Here is a 14,846-nt window from a genome sequence, read left to right on the forward strand (position 1 = left end):
TCCGCATCCAGCATAAAGTCTCCATTTTATCTCAGGCTGAAGTCTTTCGCTCATCCGCATCTCGATAACCAAAATGCGAACCCGAAGGGTTCGAGCGAAGCGTTATTTTGGTTAACGTTCCGGGGATATACGACGTTGCGACCGAAGGGAGCAATGTCCCGAAGGGCAAGGGCGTTAGCCCGCAGCGTATATGCTGTGTTAGGCGACGTTTTTCACTCATAGTAACTCTCTTAACTCCTCCTTATTTATACCCGCTTGCTTCAAAATTTCGAGCAACGTTCCCTTTGGTAAATCCCTTTTATGAAGGGGAACAACAACTCTTCTTTTCATTTCCGGGTGGTAGTAAATATGATGGCTTCCCTTAATCCTATCTAATACAAATCCCTTCTTTTCAAGCACCTTGATAATTTTCTGGGGAGTAAGAGAAGGGAGTTTAGGCATAAGCCCCTACCGTTAAAGTATATTCCAAAGTCCCTTCCTCCGTTGGTATCTCTTCACCATGCTCCTTTAAGCTCTCTATGTATAACTCAATAGCTTCTTTTGCCATTTCTATCGCTTCTTCTATTGTGTCCCCATAGGTTACACAGCCAGGAAGAGAGGGAACTATCACCGTATAACCGCCCTCAGGTTCTTTTCTGAGCAGGATTCTGTAGCTTAATGTTTTCATATTATCACCTCATACAGCATAGTGTATAAAAATTTCGCCTAACGTTTCCAGCATATACGACGTTGCGACCGAAGGGAGCAATGTCCCGAAGGGCAAGGGCTGAAAGCCCGTAGCGTATATGCTGTGTGGCTGTGGCACAACCTGCCATAAAATTCTTGCACAATTTTGTTAAAGATACTATAATTATTTGCAATATTCAACACTTATCTCTAAAAGGGGAATCTATATGCTTGGCAAAAGTGCTTCAGCCTAAACTCATGTATCGAGTCTACATCGGCGATCTTGTCCCTGAGAACCATTTCTACCGCCAGTTAAAAGATGTTCTAGATCTTGGATTTCTCTACAAGTTGGTCGAACCCCTCTATGGTGATTGTGGACAAGAGTCCATCGATCCTGTGGTCTTTTTCAAACTTTTGCTCTTTAGCTACCTGGAGGATATCACCTCTGATCGGGAGTTGGTGATGAGGGCCTCTGACTCTCTGGCGGTAAGGTTCTTTCTCAACTACGATATTGATGAACCACTGCCCTGGCACTCTACTATCTCCCGGACAAGGAGGCTTCTGCCTGCGGAGGTTTTTACCTCCGTCTTTGAGAGTATCCTGTCCATGTGTGTTGAGGCGGGCTTAGTAGCGGGTAATCATCAATCCATTGATTCTACCTTGGTCAAGGCCAACGCTAGCATAGATCATATCGAGAAAAGGAGGCCTCAGTTAGAGCTGAAGGCTCACATTGAGAAGACCTATCGGGAGAATCCGGTAGAGGATAGAGCCATCCAGGAGAAAGGGGGCCCTGGTGATAGGCAAAAGCCACAATTAGAGCTGTTGGAAGCCGGGCCCAAGGGCAAAAAACCCTTAAAGGGTAAATCCCTCAGTAACAGGGAGTACTTTAGCCCCACAGATCCAGACAGCCGAATAGCCAAGAAACCTGGTAAGATCAGAGACCTCTATTATCTGGCAGGTATGGCCGTGGATGCTAGCTTCAATGTCATCACCACCATGGATGCCTATCATGCGGATCAAAAAGACAGCCAGACCCTTATCCCCCTGGTGGATCAGATCCAGGATAGATTGAAGGGATTTGGTTTAAAGATGGAGAGCCTGGCTGCTGATGCTGGTTATTCATCAGGGGAAAACTATAAAGAATTGGAGGAAAGAGCAATAGAGGCCTTCATCCCTCCCCATGGCAGGTTCATCCCCGAGCGCAAGGGGTTTAGCTACGATCCCCAAAAGGATCACTACATCTGTTCCCAGGGTAAAATCCTGCACTACAGCTCCACAGATGAGAGACACAACTTAAAGAGGTATCTGGCCAAAAGATCTGACTGCAGCCACTGCCCCAGCAAAGAGAGGTGTTTTGGCAAGGGGTATCAGAAGAAGATAGAGCACACACTCTATCTTGAGTACTATAAGCGGATGCAGCAGAGGCTCATGACCAGAAGGGCCAAAAAGATGGCCAGGCTTCGCAAGATAGGGCCAGAGCCGGTCTTTGGCACGCTGATACAGCATCATAGTCTGAGCAGGGTTAATGCCAGGGGGATAAATCTAGCCCAAAAGATCTTTCTCCTAATAGCCTCGGCCTATAACCTGAAAAAGTTCCTCAAATATGGGCTCAAGAAGGCAAACTCAGTAAGAAACCGAATAGGGATACCGCTATCTCCATCCCTTTCCAACTTGATATCCTTTTGTCAAAGAGCAAAAAATCAGCTGGCTTGCCTATTGACCAATTTCCAGGCCACTCGGCTACCAGCTTTCAGTTTTTAGTTGTACCACAGCCACCACATGCGTTATAAGCTGCATCTACTGCAATTCGAAAATATCCCTTTTGGGCGTTAGCCCTTGAACCATCTAAATATTCTGAGGCAAGATCAAGGTAGTTTTGAGCCTCCTTTCTTTTCAACTCCTGTTCCTCCATGCGGTAAACCTCCCTCCCCCCTTTTAAGATGGAGTAAAGGAAATAGGATTGGGGATAACGGGCCTCATCCACACACCTTACCAGAGGCTCTACACCCTCGCCTGTAGTCATAGCTGTCTCAAAAGAGGCGTCAGCACAGGCCCTTGAAACTTCCCTAATGGAATCCGTAGTAATGACCAAAAGATCAATATCGCTATCCTGTTTTGCTTCGCCTTTCAAAAGACTTCCGAACAATACGATCCTGGCAACAGATCTCCTGGCCTCAGTCTTTAGAAGCTCCTTTAGAAAAAAATCCAACGCCTTTCGCTTGTTCGCCTGGATATTCAATTGCGTCCCGATCATTGGTGACCCCAATATTCTAAACTAAAGGATAGGTTTTGGGTCTTAGGGATTTAATAGCAAGGTTTTATAAAAATTTCAAGCAAAAAATGTGAAGGCGATATGGATTGGTGGGTAAAGATAGCTGATAAAAGAAGTGTGAAATTATGGGATCTTGTGGTTTTTAAGTCGGGGCAAAAGGGGAGGGTTCAAAGGCCCTCCCCCTGTTAAGGTCCTATCTCACCTCCAGATCCAGCGCCCACTCTGAGCCAGGGTAATACGGTGGGGTGTCGATGTTCCAACCATCTACAGAGTCGTAGATCGCACCTTCTTTGTGCAGGATCAGGTATCCACTCCCCACTAGCTCCAGGTCTACGGCATACTCATTGCCAGGATAATAGGGAGGTGTAGTGAGCACCCAGCCGGTATCAGAGTACCAGAGGGCACCCTCCTTGTGCAGGATGCAATCTTCATCACTGGCCGTGATCTCCAAGTCCGCTGCCCACTCTGAGCCAGGATAGTAGGGTGGGGTACTGAGGTTCCAGCCATCTACGGAGTCGTATATCGCACCTTCTTTGTGCAGGATCACATAGTTTCCATCCCCCCTGATCTCTAAGCTGAGGGCATAGGCAGTATCAACATAGTAGGGTGGTGTCCCTAACTCCCATCCCGTATCAGAGAACCAGATGGCACCATCCCTGTGCAGAATGGCTTCTCCACTGCCTGTAAACTCCAGGTCCATGGCATAGTCAGAGCCCACATAGTAGGGGGGTGTATTTAAATTCCAGGCTGCTCCCGAGGAATCGTAGATCGCCCCATCCCGGTGCAGGATCAGGTAGTTGCTGCCCGAAAATTCCAGGTCTCTGGCATAGGCAGTGCCCGGATAGTAGGGCGGTGTGCCCAACTCCCAGCCTGTGTCTGATGACCAGATGGCACCATCCTTGTGGAGTATTGCTACCGTAACGACAGCGCCGGTTAATGTATACCAGAAGCCTGCATAGGCACTGTAACTACTGCTCGATGAGGCGCCAATGGGCGAGGACTGTCCTGTGGCATGGGAGAGGACATAATTGGTTGAACTGCCCCATTCCCCTCCCCCATCCAGCACATCCATCTCCATGATGTAATTGGTGCTGGACTGGCCCGCTCCTATGGCCATCGAGGCACCCATAAAAAAAGTTAACACCATGATGGTTAAACAGAGGGGTCGTATGATGTTTATATTACTCATATTTTTCTCCTTCTTTCTTCGCTGACAATACACCTAAACGCCAGATCTAGCAGCTCACCCTACTGAATCAGTCTAAGGTTTGGACTGCGACATCCTCTCTCGCTCCTCTTTCATCCGCTGCATTCTTTCGGGGTTACGCGCCCACTCTATGCTCTTCTCCTCAGGTTGACCGAACAGCTCTGGATGCAGATAGTAGCCGCGTTCCTCAGGAGATTTTTCCTCTTCCACAGGAATAGGGTGCTCATTAGCATAAGCGTCCTGTCTGATGCCGGTGACCTGCCAAGACACTTTCATTCCAGGGTTACCCCCAGCGATCTTGAAGCAATTTCCGGATATCTCTTCAGCAATGTAGAGGTTTGGAGCGGGTGCACCCATGGGTGTAAGCTGATACCGGAAATCCTTGTTCAGTGCCTCAAACCAGTCAGGAAGCTCAATCCAAGCTTCACCTGTGTTGTCAAGTACCGCTATACCGTCATAGATGTTTTTCATATCAGGTGATTCTACGAATGAATGGCAGAGGTATTTATTTTCAGGATCTAACGGATGATCAATTGTAAACGAGCCTCCACTTTTCGTCACTGAGCCATTGACGTAGATGTCACCATCAAAATAAGCTACGGTTGGTATTCCTTCTCCTTCAAAAAGATGTTGTGTTCCATTTCCATGATATATAACTTGAGAATATGTTTCGTCAGCTTTTATATAGCCTTTAGTAGTTCCTCCCGATGTTCTAAAAGCTACCGAATGACCCCTCATACCAAGAACACCAGTCATATCATCTCCTGATTTATTAACATATAGCGCATCGTGGTTATGGCTGCTGGAAGCAAATGCGTTGGCATGCTGCCCATCCAGCATATCTGCATTGAGATTTGATTGTAAAGTTCCGTTATTCTGCGCAATGTCTCCCGAAGCGTTGCCAAGGTATCCTTCCGCTCCTAAATCCCCGTATGCAGAGAAGCGGCCATTATCCAGGGTTCCTGAGGTTATGTCTGAAGCACTATGGGTGTGGGAGGTAGGTGCATAGACTCCCGTGTGATTGTGGTCTGAATGAGCTACCGTGTTAGCAGAGCCACTTCCTCCAAATGACACATTTAAGGTCACTTCACCTGTGTCCCCACCACCAGAAAGCCCCGTACCGGGATTGACAGCAGTGATGTCACCCGGAGTAAAATCCAACTCGGACTCGGAGACACACCCTGTACAGGTGAGATCTGACGCTTCATACGCTGACTGTGCCTGAAAGGCATAGCCCACAGAGGTCAGCGGCTGCCTCGGCGTCATCTCTGCATCGGTCTCGACCTTGATCCCCAGGTAATACTGAGTATCAAAGGAGAGATCAATGGGGTTCTCATCCCCAAGGTTTACGCTGAATACACCGTCGGTGACCTCTACCGACTGTGTCTCGTTCCAGAGGGCAGTGCCCCCGGTGTCCACATCGTAGATAGAAAATACAACGCTCACCGTTCCATCGATGGGCGTTCCTCCTGAGTCTGTCAGATACCCCTGATAGTTGATCTTCTGAGGAACTGCTGTATTACCCAGGTAGGGAAACACGGTTAAAAGCAAAAATACCCCCAGAAGACTGATTAAAACCCTCGCTGATCTTTTGCCTTTCATCTCTTTACCCTCCTTATAAGTGATTTATATTGTAAACAAATCAAATCATACCTGCCTAAACAATAAGCTCCATCACAAGAACACTTGAGTTCAAAAAACCTCTGTTGACAGGTTCAATCCCAGATCTTCTCTCTAAGGGTCTTGAAACCTGATCCTGGGGGTATGGGCCACGAGGAATTTGGACTTTTTGTTTTTGCTCAATTGGATGGAATTCTGAATCAACTCTTGCAGGGAACAAAGATGGATTGTACTACAAGGAGAGCCATCAGAATAGGAGAAAACCTCATTCCGTTCAGCCTGATGATAGGCGGAAATCATAGTTCCCCCCCTCATGCAATAACGGTACAAGGCCCAACGTAAAAAGTTGTTTACTCATAGCATAAATTCTTATTCTTGTCAACCAAAATATAGCCTCTCTGTAGTTCGCCTTTAGACCTCCTGAGTTTTATCTCCTTTATAATTACAGCCATCGTCATTATCTCCTATCTTGATGAATGCCCCCTCACCCTTACCGCTCGGCTATCTTCGACCCTGAGACTTCGGCGTGAGCTCAGTCGAACGCTCAGACCGAAGGGAGCTCGCCGCATGCCCTCTCCCCCAGGGGAGAGAGAATATGAGGAAACCCTGTGGCAAGCTACAGGGAATAATCAAGTTTAATCCAGCCTTATAGCAGTCTTGAGGACCTCTGTAATAAAGGGGTTATTGGAGGTCTTTAGTTCTTCAAACTCCTCAGTAGTGTATACAAGCGGTTCAATAGGAATGTCCGTAAGGTCAAGAACCTTCCCTTTCTGGACGCCTTTGCGTCGAACAGGGAGTCTGCCCTTATAAGACCACATCCTTTGAGGAGGCACTGTTCCTCCAAGCTCTCCCAAAAGATGTCATTCCTCTGCTCTCTCCCACTATACGGAGAGGATTTAAATGAGGTGGGGGCATATATTGACTAATCCATCTTTTTATGCTAAGTTATCAAAAAATATTAGATTAGAAGGCTTGTGATGTGGGTCCTTAAACTTATGCTCAAGAAGTATCCCTGGGTAGTGATGGGCCCCATTTTAGGGGGTAGTGCCCTGGTGGGGATCGCTATGGCCCACACCATTTATCAGGCCTCCCGCTATACTCCTCCCACTATCTCCATAGACAGGGAAGAGAACAAGAAAACACCTGAGGCTCGCCCTAGTCTTGACCACTATGCGATCATATTCCAGCAGGACCTCTTTGCCTCTGCCATATCGGGGGTTGAGGAGAGGGTGAAGGGGGAAGGTAGTGCGGTCCCTGCCTCTACCATACCTTTCAAGCTGAAGGGGACGGTGGTGGTGAGCCCGGGGGTCTCCTGTGCCGTCATTGAGGACCCCGCAACCAGGAAGCAAGAGCTCTATCATCAGGATGAGGTGGTATACGGGTATAAGATCGTAAAGATATTGAGAAACAAGGTGATTGTGGACAAGGATGGTCAGGAGGAGGTCGTGGAGGTGGCAGAGGAGAAGGAGAGGCCCCTAGCAGTGCCTGTGAAAAGATCGAGGAAGATCAAGAGGAGGCCTCTGCAGAGGCCTGTAAAGAAGGCCCCTTCCAAGGGTGAAGCACCTTTGGATTTAAGGTGAGGTAAAAAGATGGAAGGGTTGATGAACGGGAGAAGCGAGATCGCCCAGGTGGTCGAAACCCTCAAGAAGGCCTTTGATAGAGTGAGGAGGAATCAGGGCAGGAGGCCAGCGCAGGGTAAACACGGGTCTGAGGCCAGGTGGAGGACTATCCTCCTCAGGTGTCTCATCGGAGTCAACGTCTTGTTGCTGGCTTCAGTGATCACCTTTACCATCAAACCCGCCTGGTTGGCACAACTGAAGGGGCGTTTTTCCCCCCGTCCAATGGCAACTGTGGAAAAGAAGAAGGCCTCTGCCAAACCGCTTCCCAGGCCAGCGGCCAAAACGGTCAAGGCCCCTAAGGCCAAGACTGTGACGCAGGCAACACCTGCACCACAGGAGCCGAAGACTATCGCCAAGAGGATTGAAAGACCTCAGGTTGTTGTCCCAAAGAAGGTAGCAAGGCCTCACGTCACTACCCCTCCTTCTCTTCCTCCCAAGGTAGAGGATAAGGAGCTGGATGACTATATGGAGATCGGGGCCCTCTACGCCCAAAAGGGGAGGTACCAGAAGGCCGAGGGGTTGTTTCAAAAGGTCCTCAAGGAGGACCCCTCCTCTGCGAAGGCCCACAACAACCTGGGTTTCATCTATCTCAAGCAGGGGAAGTATGAGCTGGCTGAAAAGGAGTTCAAGGAGGCCCTGAAGATAGACCCCGCCTCTGTCCTCCCCTATTATAACTTGGCCTGCCTCTACAGCCGAAAGGGGATGGAGGTGGAGGCCCTCATCTACCTGAAAAGGGCCCTGAATAGGGATGAACGGGTAAAGCTATGGGCCATGAGCGATGAGGATTTTGAAGGGCTCAGGTCCGATGTGGTCTTTCAGGAGCTGGTGGGGATCTCATCTCCTGAAGAGGAGGGGATAAAAGAGGGATCGAGATGATATCCAGAAGGCTGCAGTTCTATATAGTCTTACTACTCTTCATTTCCCTTATGGGCAGTAGCTCCCATGCCGCCAAACTGGCCGAACCAGGTATTGAAGAAAAGGGCAGGTTGGTGACCATGGACTTTCGAGGGGTTGAGTTGACAGCCCTGGTCAAGTTCATCGGAGAGCTTACCGGCAAGAACTTCGTAGTTGACGAGAAGGTGCGGGGAAAGGTGACGGTCATCTCCCCCACCAAGATCACGGTGGGTGAGGCCTACAAGGTCTTCGAGTCCATCTTGGAGGTCCATGGCTACACCACCGTGCCAGCAGGAAAGGTGATCAAGGTGGTCCCCGCCACCGCTGCGAGGGGCAAGAGCCTCACCACGAGGGTGGGGACCGAGGTCCTGCCTGCCGCCGATACTATGATCACCCAGGTCATTCCTATAAGCTATGCCAATGTCAAAGACGTAAAGTCCCTCTTTACCCCCCTGGTCTCCAAGAACAGCCTCTTGGTCGCCTATCAGCCCACCAATACGCTCATCGTGACCGATGTACTCTCCAATATCAACAGATTATTAAAAATACTGAAAGAGGTTGACATCCCCGGTTCCGAGCTCCAGCTCACGGTGATCTGCCTGCAGTATGCCTCGGCCAAGGTAGTAGCCCAGGAGTTCGAGGACCTCTTTGAGGCAAGAAAAAAAAGGGGGGGGCGAGCCCCCAGACCCAAGGTGAAAGAGGTGGTTGAAATCAGTACCCCGGAGGAGTTCAAGCTCATCCCCGACGAGAGGACGAACTCTCTCATTGTATTGGCCACCGCTCAAACCATCAAGATGATCAAGGGGATCATCGAGAAATTGGATCAGGAGATCCCCAGGGGCAAGGGAAACATCCATATATACTATCTCCAGCATGCCGTGGCTGAGGACCTGGCCGCGGTCCTCAGCGGGGTGGCTAAGGAGGCGAAGGAAGGGACTAAGGCCGGGCCTCAGGCCATAAAAGGAAAGCTGCCTATCCTGGGGGAGGAGATCTCTATCATCGCTGACAAACCCACCAATTCCCTCATCATCATTGCCTCTCCTCAGGACTACGCCATTTTAGCGGAGGTGATCAAAAAACTCGACATCGTCCGCGCTCAGGTTTATGTGGAGGCACTCATTGCCGAGGTAACCCTGGACAAAGTTAAGGAGTTGGGGGTTGAGTGGAATATAACGGAAGAGGCTAAAAAAGGTAAAGTCAAGCCATATGGGGGAACTAGCTTTGGCGTAATAGATGCTGAGCGGGCTGGGGCCTTGTCCGGCCTGATCATGGGGATAACCAAGGGATATATCCCGGTAGGGGGTGTCAATATCCCCGATATAAAGGCCCTCTTGCACATTTACAGCGCGGACTCCGATGTGAATGTCCTCTCCACCCCCAGGTTGCTGACCACTGACAATGAGGAAGCGGAGATCATCGTGGGGGAGGAGCGGCCCTTTTTGAAGAGTTCTCAGGTGACCGCCGAGGGTTCGACAGTGAGGACGTGGGAGTACAAGGACGTGGGGATCACGCTGAAGATGACCCCCCACATCAGCAAGGGGAAGCTACTGCGCCTGGAGATATTCACCGAGATCAAGGGCTTTCTGGAGGAGTTGGCAGGGGAGGTAGGGGCAGTGGTTACCACCAAGAGGCAGGCCAGCACCTCGGTCATTGTAGAGGACGGCTCTACGGTGGTCATCGGCGGCCTGATCAGAGATGATAAGACCGAAAGGGCCTCCAAGGTTCCGCTCCTCGGGGATATCCCCATTTTGGGTTGGCTCTTTAAGGCCAGGAGTCAGACCAAGATCAAGACCAACCTCCTCATCTTCATCACCCCGCGCATCATCATCTCGGCAGAAGACCTCAAGAGGATCGCTGAAAAAGAACAAGAGGGAAGGAAGAAGCACATCGAACAGTCCCGCCAAGAGAAAAAGAAGATCTTTCCCCTCTTTGAGGAGGAAGAATACAAGGTAGAGTAATCTTAGAGTAAAATTAGGAGGATTCAAGGGGTCAAGGATTCCAGTGGCCAAGTGGAGATTCTTAAAAGATATTAAGAGCATGCTCAAAACATTAATTTAAAGTCCCTGGATAAGAAACACTCGACCCCTTGAATCCTAGAATCCTTGAACCCTTTTTGGTGAAAGGCCCTATGGATAAACCGAAGGAGTATATAGGAGAAGATGACTTGGAAGGGGATGAGGCTACCCTAAAGGAGGTCAGCGCCCGTCTGGGGATACCCTTTTGGGAAGAGTTGAGCCCCGATAGGGAGGAGCCCTCACTCGTCGCGAAGATACCCATTGGTGTGGCCAAGAGGTATAAGTTTGTCCCCCTGCAAATGGAAGGGGATACCCTCGTGGTGGCTACTGCCCACCCCCTTGATGTGCAGACCTTTGATGAGCTGCGCTTCTTGGTGAATAAGAAGGTCCGCCTGGTGGCTGCCCCTGAGCGGGAGGTCCTGCGGCTCATAAACCTCCTTTACGACCAGGAGACCGACACCCCCGAACAGGTGGTCCAAGGCCTGGCCGGTGAAGAAGAGGATAGGGTCTTGAGCGAGCTGGAGGAAGTGGAGGACTTATTGGATGATGCCAGCGAGGCCCCGGTGATCAAGCTGGTCAACCTCTTTCTCTCGCAGGCCATCAGGGCGAGGGCCAGCGATATCCATATCGAGCCCTACCAAAAGGAGGTGAAGATAAGGTATCGCATCGATGGGGTGCTCTACAACATGCATACGCTGCCCAGGAGATTTCACTCCGCCATCACCTCAAGGGTCAAGATCATGGCCAAGCTGAACATCGCTGAAAAGCGCCTTCCCCAGGATGGCAGGATCATGATCAAGATTGCTGACAAGGATGTGGATATCCGTGTCTCCGACATCCCTACTACCTTCGGCGAACGGATCGTGCTGCGGCTCCTGGACAAGAGGAGCATCTTCTACAGCATGGAGGAGATCGGCCTCTCCCCTGATAAGATGGAGGTGATGAACCGCCTCATCCGGGGGGCCAATGGGATCATCCTGGTCACCGGCCCCACCGGCAGCGGCAAGACCACCACCCTCTATGCCTCCCTGGACAAGATAAACTCCCCGGACAAGAACATCATTACCATCGAGGATCCGGTGGAGTACCAACTGCCCGGGATCGGGCAGATCCATGTGAATCCCAAGATCGGCCTTTCCTTCGCCAATGGGTTGCGCTCCATCGTGCGCCAGGACCCCGATGTGATCCTGGTGGGGGAGATCAGGGATCTGGAGACGGCCGAGATCTCCATTCACGCCGCCCTCACCGGACACCTGGTCTTTAGCACCCTGCACACCAACGATGCCCCTGGGGCCATCACCCGTCTCATTGACATGGGGATCGAACCCTTTCTGGTGGCCTCCTCGGTGGTGGCCATCATCGCCCAGAGATTGGTGCGGGTGATCTGCCCCTCCTGCAAGGGGCCCTATAAGCCAGAGAAGGCCCTGCTCAAGGAGGTTGGTTTGACCCCTTCAGGACTGAACAAAAAGACCCTTTATCGTGGAAAGGGGTGTCCTGAGTGTCTCGGCACCGGATATAGAGGTCGCACCGGGATCTATGAGATCCTCACTGTGGATGATTTCATCCGCAGCCTGGTCCTCAAGACCTCCGATTCTGCCACCATCAAGGCGGAGGGGGTCAAAAGGGGGATGACTACACTCCGGGATGACGGGATCAAGAAGGTCTTGGAGGGCACCACGACGATAGAAGAGGTCTTGCGAGTCACCCAACAGTAGGATGCCTGTCTACGAATACCGAGGCCTGAGCGCAGAGGGGAAAAAGGTAAAGGGGATCATCGATGCTCCAACTCCCAGGGTGGCCCGCACCAAGCTGCGGGCCATGGAGATCTTCCCCGTTGACCTGCGGGAGGAGATCCAAAGGCCCAGGGTGGCTGAAGAGCCCCTTACCAGATTCTTTCAGCGCGCACGCCCCCAGGATGTAGCCCTCATCACCCGCCAACTGGCCACGCTGCTTGAGGCCGGCACCCCCCTGGTTCCTTCCCTGGATGCCATCATCGAGCAGACGGACAATCACGCCCTGAAAAAGCTCATCGCCCAGGTCAGAGAACAGATCAAGGAGGGGAGATCCTTTGCCGATGCCCTGGAGAAGCACCGCAAGGTCTTCTCTGATCTCTATGTCAATATGATCCGGGCTGGGGAGGAGAGTGGTGCCCTTGAGGGGGTCCTGTTACGCCTGGCTGACTTCACCGAGAACCAGCTCCGGCTCAGAAACCGCATCCGGGCAGCCCTGGCCTATCCCATCTTTATGACCGTCATCGGCGCAGGTGTGATGACCTTTCTGCTCACTTTTGTTATCCCCACTGTGACCCAGGTCTTTCAGGAGATGGGCCGTACCCTGCCTCTGCCTACCAGAATTCTAATGGCCACCTGTAATCTGATCAGGGGGTACTGGTGGGGGATAATCGTGGGGCTCATCCTCCTCATTTGGGGAGTAAGGAAGTACCTCCAGTCCCCCAAAGGGGCCCTGCGCTGGGATAGGATCAAGTTGCGTCTGCCCCTCTTCGGGGGGATCATCATGCGGGGGGCGGTGGCCAGGTTCGCCAGGACCTTGGGGACATTGTTACAGGGTGGCCTCCCCATTTTGAATGCTTTGGAGATCGTCAAGACCGTAGTAAAAAACCAGCTCCTGGCCCAGGCCATCGAGGAGACGAAATTAGAGGTGAGGGAAGGTGAAAGTATCGCCCCTCCCCTGAAGCGAAGCGGTCTTTTCCCCTCCATCGTTACCCACATGATCGCCACTGGTGAGGCGAGCGGAGATCTGGAGGGGATGCTCATCAAGGTGGCCGATGCCTACGAGGCCGAGGTGGAGACCAAGGTGAGCGCCCTTACTTCTATTTTGGAGCCTGTCATCATCTTGGCTATGGGACTGGTGGTGGGGTTTATCGTCATCTCCATCCTGCTACCCATCTTCGAGATGAACCAGCTCGTGCGCTGAGAATCTATTTCCCACTACATTACTTTTTGCTTAAAAATACCTTTATTTTCTTTAACGTTTGATAAAATTTAATCTTGGTGCTTAAGGCAAAGGAGTTTTGAGATGAAAAGGTATCTTTTTTCTCGGTTGTCTTTATATCTTCTTTTTATCTCCCTTGTAATCTTTCCAGCCATGGCTGCACCGGTTTATGCAGATGGCCAAACCGTATTTGGGCCAAAAGATTTAACAATTGGCCGGTGGCATTTTCACCTCTCCACCCATAAGTTTGAGGCGAATGATCCGGGGGATGGGGTCGTCCTCATCACCAAGAGCACCCCTGAGAAGAAGATCAGGAGGGGATTTATCCTTTTAAACAGTGATATTGCCCCTCTTCGTGATTTTTTGGTTGGAGATGACCTGGTCTTTGAAAGAGAGGTTAGCTTACGATCCACCAACTATTTGGTTGCCTTTCTTGTGGGGACTCCTGGGGCCTCCATTACCATAGAGGTCAAGAGCTCAGAGGGGCCTATCCCACCGCCTCAGGTTACCTTCTCGGCAGATCCTGCATCGATCATCCTGGGGGAGACGAGCACCCTCACCTGGAGTGCGAGCAATGCTGATTCTGTCAGCATTGATCAGGGTGTTGGTGATGTTCCGCTAGAGGGGTCTATCCCCGTATCGCCTGCTGAGACCACTACGTATACCATTACGGCCACTGGCCCGGGGGGAACAGCCACAGACAGTGTCATGGTGACGGTTACCTCTGGGCTTACACTCACTATAATTTCTCCTTCAGATGGTGACACGATATCCAGAGCTGATGTCATGGTCGAAGGGACGATTAGCAACCCGACAGGCAATGAGACAGGGGTCACTCTCAATGGGATCGTAGCCATGGCATACGGAGATCAGTTTGTGGCAAACCATGTCCCCGTGGAGGAAGGGGAAAATACCATCACAGCCACTGCAACCGATACGGATGGAAACACTGGAACAGTTTCCATAACGGTAAACGCAGTTACGACAGAAGACTATATAAAGCTTGAAGCTGATCCAGAGTCAGGTGTTTCCCCCCTTGAGACAATGCTGAGGATCGAGGGGTCCTTTAGCTTCACAGAGTCATCCCTTACCTACACCGGCCCTGGTGAGGTGGAGATTCTTGAAAACCCCAGTCCTGAAGAGTACCGGGTGCGGATCACCACAGAGGGGATCTACGAGTTCACCGCAGAGGTAATGGATGAACAAAACAATGCCTACACAGACACCACTGCAATAGTGGTTCTGGATAGAGCAGAACTGGATGCAATGCTAAAGGCGAAATGGGAGGGGATGAAATCTGCCCTTGCTAATCAGGATATTGAAAAGGCATTGAATTATTTTGCTGAGGATACACAGGGGCTTTACCGTGATATATATACTGCCCTCGGTGACAACATCCCACAGATTGCTCAGGATATGCAGGATATTCAGCTGATATATGCTGAAGGCCGGTTAGCGAAGTACCGCATCAGAAGAGATGAAGAGCATGGTGGACAGGTCTATCCTATAACCTATTATATTTATTTTGTACGCGATAGGGATGGGCTGTGGAAGATATATCGGTATTGATCAGGGGTAATTTTGGGGTTCGGAGGTAATTA

The 14,846-nt window shown here is 50.8% G+C and carries 13 protein-coding genes; 7 read left to right on the top strand and 6 right to left on the bottom strand.

Features of this window, described 5'->3' with window-relative positions; all coding sequences use genetic code 11:
* Positions 1-216: 216 nt before the first annotated feature.
* Together JRI46_10260 and JRI46_10265 are read right to left on the bottom strand one after the other, a co-directional pair.
* A complete protein-coding gene (locus tag JRI46_10260) occupies positions 217-441 on the bottom strand; it encodes a type II toxin-antitoxin system HicA family toxin (GenBank protein MBW2039951.1) in 225 nt (74 codons plus the stop codon).
* The gene (locus JRI46_10265; GenBank protein ID MBW2039952.1) at positions 434-667 is read right to left on the bottom strand and encodes a type II toxin-antitoxin system HicB family antitoxin; all 234 of its coding nucleotides are present in this window, start codon (positions 665-667) and stop codon (positions 434-436) included. Before JRI46_10265 ends, JRI46_10260 begins: the two co-directional genes overlap by 8 nt.
* Before the next feature lie 230 nt (positions 668-897).
* On the opposite strand from JRI46_10265, the gene JRI46_10270 reads away from it, so the two are divergent.
* On the top strand, positions 898-2,427 hold the full coding sequence (locus tag JRI46_10270) for an IS1182 family transposase (GenBank protein MBW2039953.1): 1,530 nt from the start codon (positions 898-900) through the stop codon (positions 2,425-2,427).
* Here the strand turns inward: JRI46_10270 and JRI46_10275 are convergent.
* From JRI46_10275 to JRI46_10290, 4 genes are all read right to left on the bottom strand, one after another.
* Positions 2,417-2,920: a nucleotidyltransferase domain-containing protein gene (locus JRI46_10275; GenBank protein ID MBW2039954.1), complete on the bottom strand. Its 504-nt coding sequence runs from the start codon at positions 2,918-2,920 to the stop codon at positions 2,417-2,419. The two genes, JRI46_10270 and JRI46_10275, sit on opposite strands and share 11 nt — an antisense overlap.
* 211 nt (positions 2,921-3,131) lie before the next feature.
* A complete protein-coding gene (locus JRI46_10280) occupies positions 3,132-4,055 on the bottom strand; it encodes a hypothetical protein (GenBank protein MBW2039955.1) in 924 nt (307 codons plus the stop codon).
* 144 nt (positions 4,056-4,199) lie between these two features.
* The gene (locus tag JRI46_10285; GenBank protein MBW2039956.1) at positions 4,200-5,747 is read right to left on the bottom strand and encodes a hypothetical protein; all 1,548 of its coding nucleotides are present in this window, start codon (positions 5,745-5,747) and stop codon (positions 4,200-4,202) included.
* 653 nt (positions 5,748-6,400) lie between these two features.
* Complete coding sequence (locus JRI46_10290) at positions 6,401-6,598, bottom strand: hypothetical protein (protein ID MBW2039957.1); 198 nt, start codon at positions 6,596-6,598, stop codon at positions 6,401-6,403.
* Positions 6,599-6,742: 144 nt separating this feature from the next.
* Here JRI46_10290 and JRI46_10295 point away from each other — a divergent pair, with 144 nt between their 5' ends.
* The 6 genes from JRI46_10295 (at position 6,743) to JRI46_10320 (ending at position 14,814) form a co-directional block, all read left to right on the top strand.
* Entirely contained in the window at positions 6,743-7,345 is a 603-nt protein-coding gene (locus JRI46_10295) for a hypothetical protein (GenBank protein MBW2039958.1), read from the top strand.
* A 9-nt stretch (positions 7,346-7,354) separates the two neighbouring features.
* The gene (locus tag JRI46_10300) at positions 7,355-8,260 is read left to right on the top strand and encodes a tetratricopeptide repeat protein (GenBank protein ID MBW2039959.1); all 906 of its coding nucleotides are present in this window, start codon (positions 7,355-7,357) and stop codon (positions 8,258-8,260) included.
* The gene (gspD, locus tag JRI46_10305; protein MBW2039960.1) at positions 8,257-10,236 is read left to right on the top strand and encodes a type II secretion system secretin GspD; all 1,980 of its coding nucleotides are present in this window, start codon (positions 8,257-8,259) and stop codon (positions 10,234-10,236) included. Before JRI46_10300 ends, gspD begins: the two co-directional genes overlap by 4 nt.
* A gap of 170 nt (positions 10,237-10,406) precedes the next feature.
* Positions 10,407-12,008, top strand: a complete 1,602-nt coding sequence (gene gspE / locus JRI46_10310) for a type II secretion system ATPase GspE (GenBank protein ID MBW2039961.1) — start codon at positions 10,407-10,409, stop codon at positions 12,006-12,008.
* A gap of 1 nt (position 12,009) precedes the next feature.
* Positions 12,010-13,227: a type II secretion system inner membrane protein GspF gene (gene gspF / locus JRI46_10315; GenBank protein MBW2039962.1), complete on the top strand. Its 1,218-nt coding sequence runs from the start codon at positions 12,010-12,012 to the stop codon at positions 13,225-13,227.
* Between the two features lie 102 nt (positions 13,228-13,329).
* Entirely contained in the window at positions 13,330-14,814 is a 1,485-nt protein-coding gene (locus JRI46_10320) for a hypothetical protein (protein MBW2039963.1), read from the top strand.
* Positions 14,815-14,846 lie beyond the last annotated feature (32 nt).

The organism is Deltaproteobacteria bacterium (genome assembly GCA_019308925.1).
Classification (GTDB): Bacteria; Desulfobacterota; B13-G15; order B13-G15; family RBG-16-54-18; genus JAFDHG01.

Coding starts and splice junctions, on each gene's coding strand:
- JRI46_10260 (MBW2039951.1), bottom strand. CDS start 441: ATGCCTAAACTCCCTTCTCTTACTCCCCAGAAAATTATCAAGGTGCTT.
- JRI46_10265 (MBW2039952.1), bottom strand. CDS start 667: ATGAAAACATTAAGCTACAGAATCCTGCTCAGAAAAGAACCTGAGGGC.
- JRI46_10275 (MBW2039954.1), bottom strand. CDS start 2,920: ATGATCGGGACGCAATTGAATATCCAGGCGAACAAGCGAAAGGCGTTG.
- JRI46_10280 (MBW2039955.1), bottom strand. CDS start 4,055: ATGGCCATAGGAGCGGGCCAGTCCAGCACCAATTACATCATGGAGATG.
- JRI46_10285 (MBW2039956.1), bottom strand. CDS start 5,747: ATGAAAGGCAAAAGATCAGCGAGGGTTTTAATCAGTCTTCTGGGGGTA.
- JRI46_10295 (MBW2039958.1), top strand. CDS start 6,743: ATGTGGGTCCTTAAACTTATGCTCAAGAAGTATCCCTGGGTAGTGATG.
- JRI46_10300 (MBW2039959.1), top strand. CDS start 7,355: ATGGAAGGGTTGATGAACGGGAGAAGCGAGATCGCCCAGGTGGTCGAA.
- gspD (MBW2039960.1), top strand. CDS start 8,257: ATGATATCCAGAAGGCTGCAGTTCTATATAGTCTTACTACTCTTCATT.
- gspE (MBW2039961.1), top strand. CDS start 10,407: ATGGATAAACCGAAGGAGTATATAGGAGAAGATGACTTGGAAGGGGAT.
- gspF (MBW2039962.1), top strand. CDS start 12,010: ATGCCTGTCTACGAATACCGAGGCCTGAGCGCAGAGGGGAAAAAGGTA.
- JRI46_10320 (MBW2039963.1), top strand. CDS start 13,330: ATGAAAAGGTATCTTTTTTCTCGGTTGTCTTTATATCTTCTTTTTATC.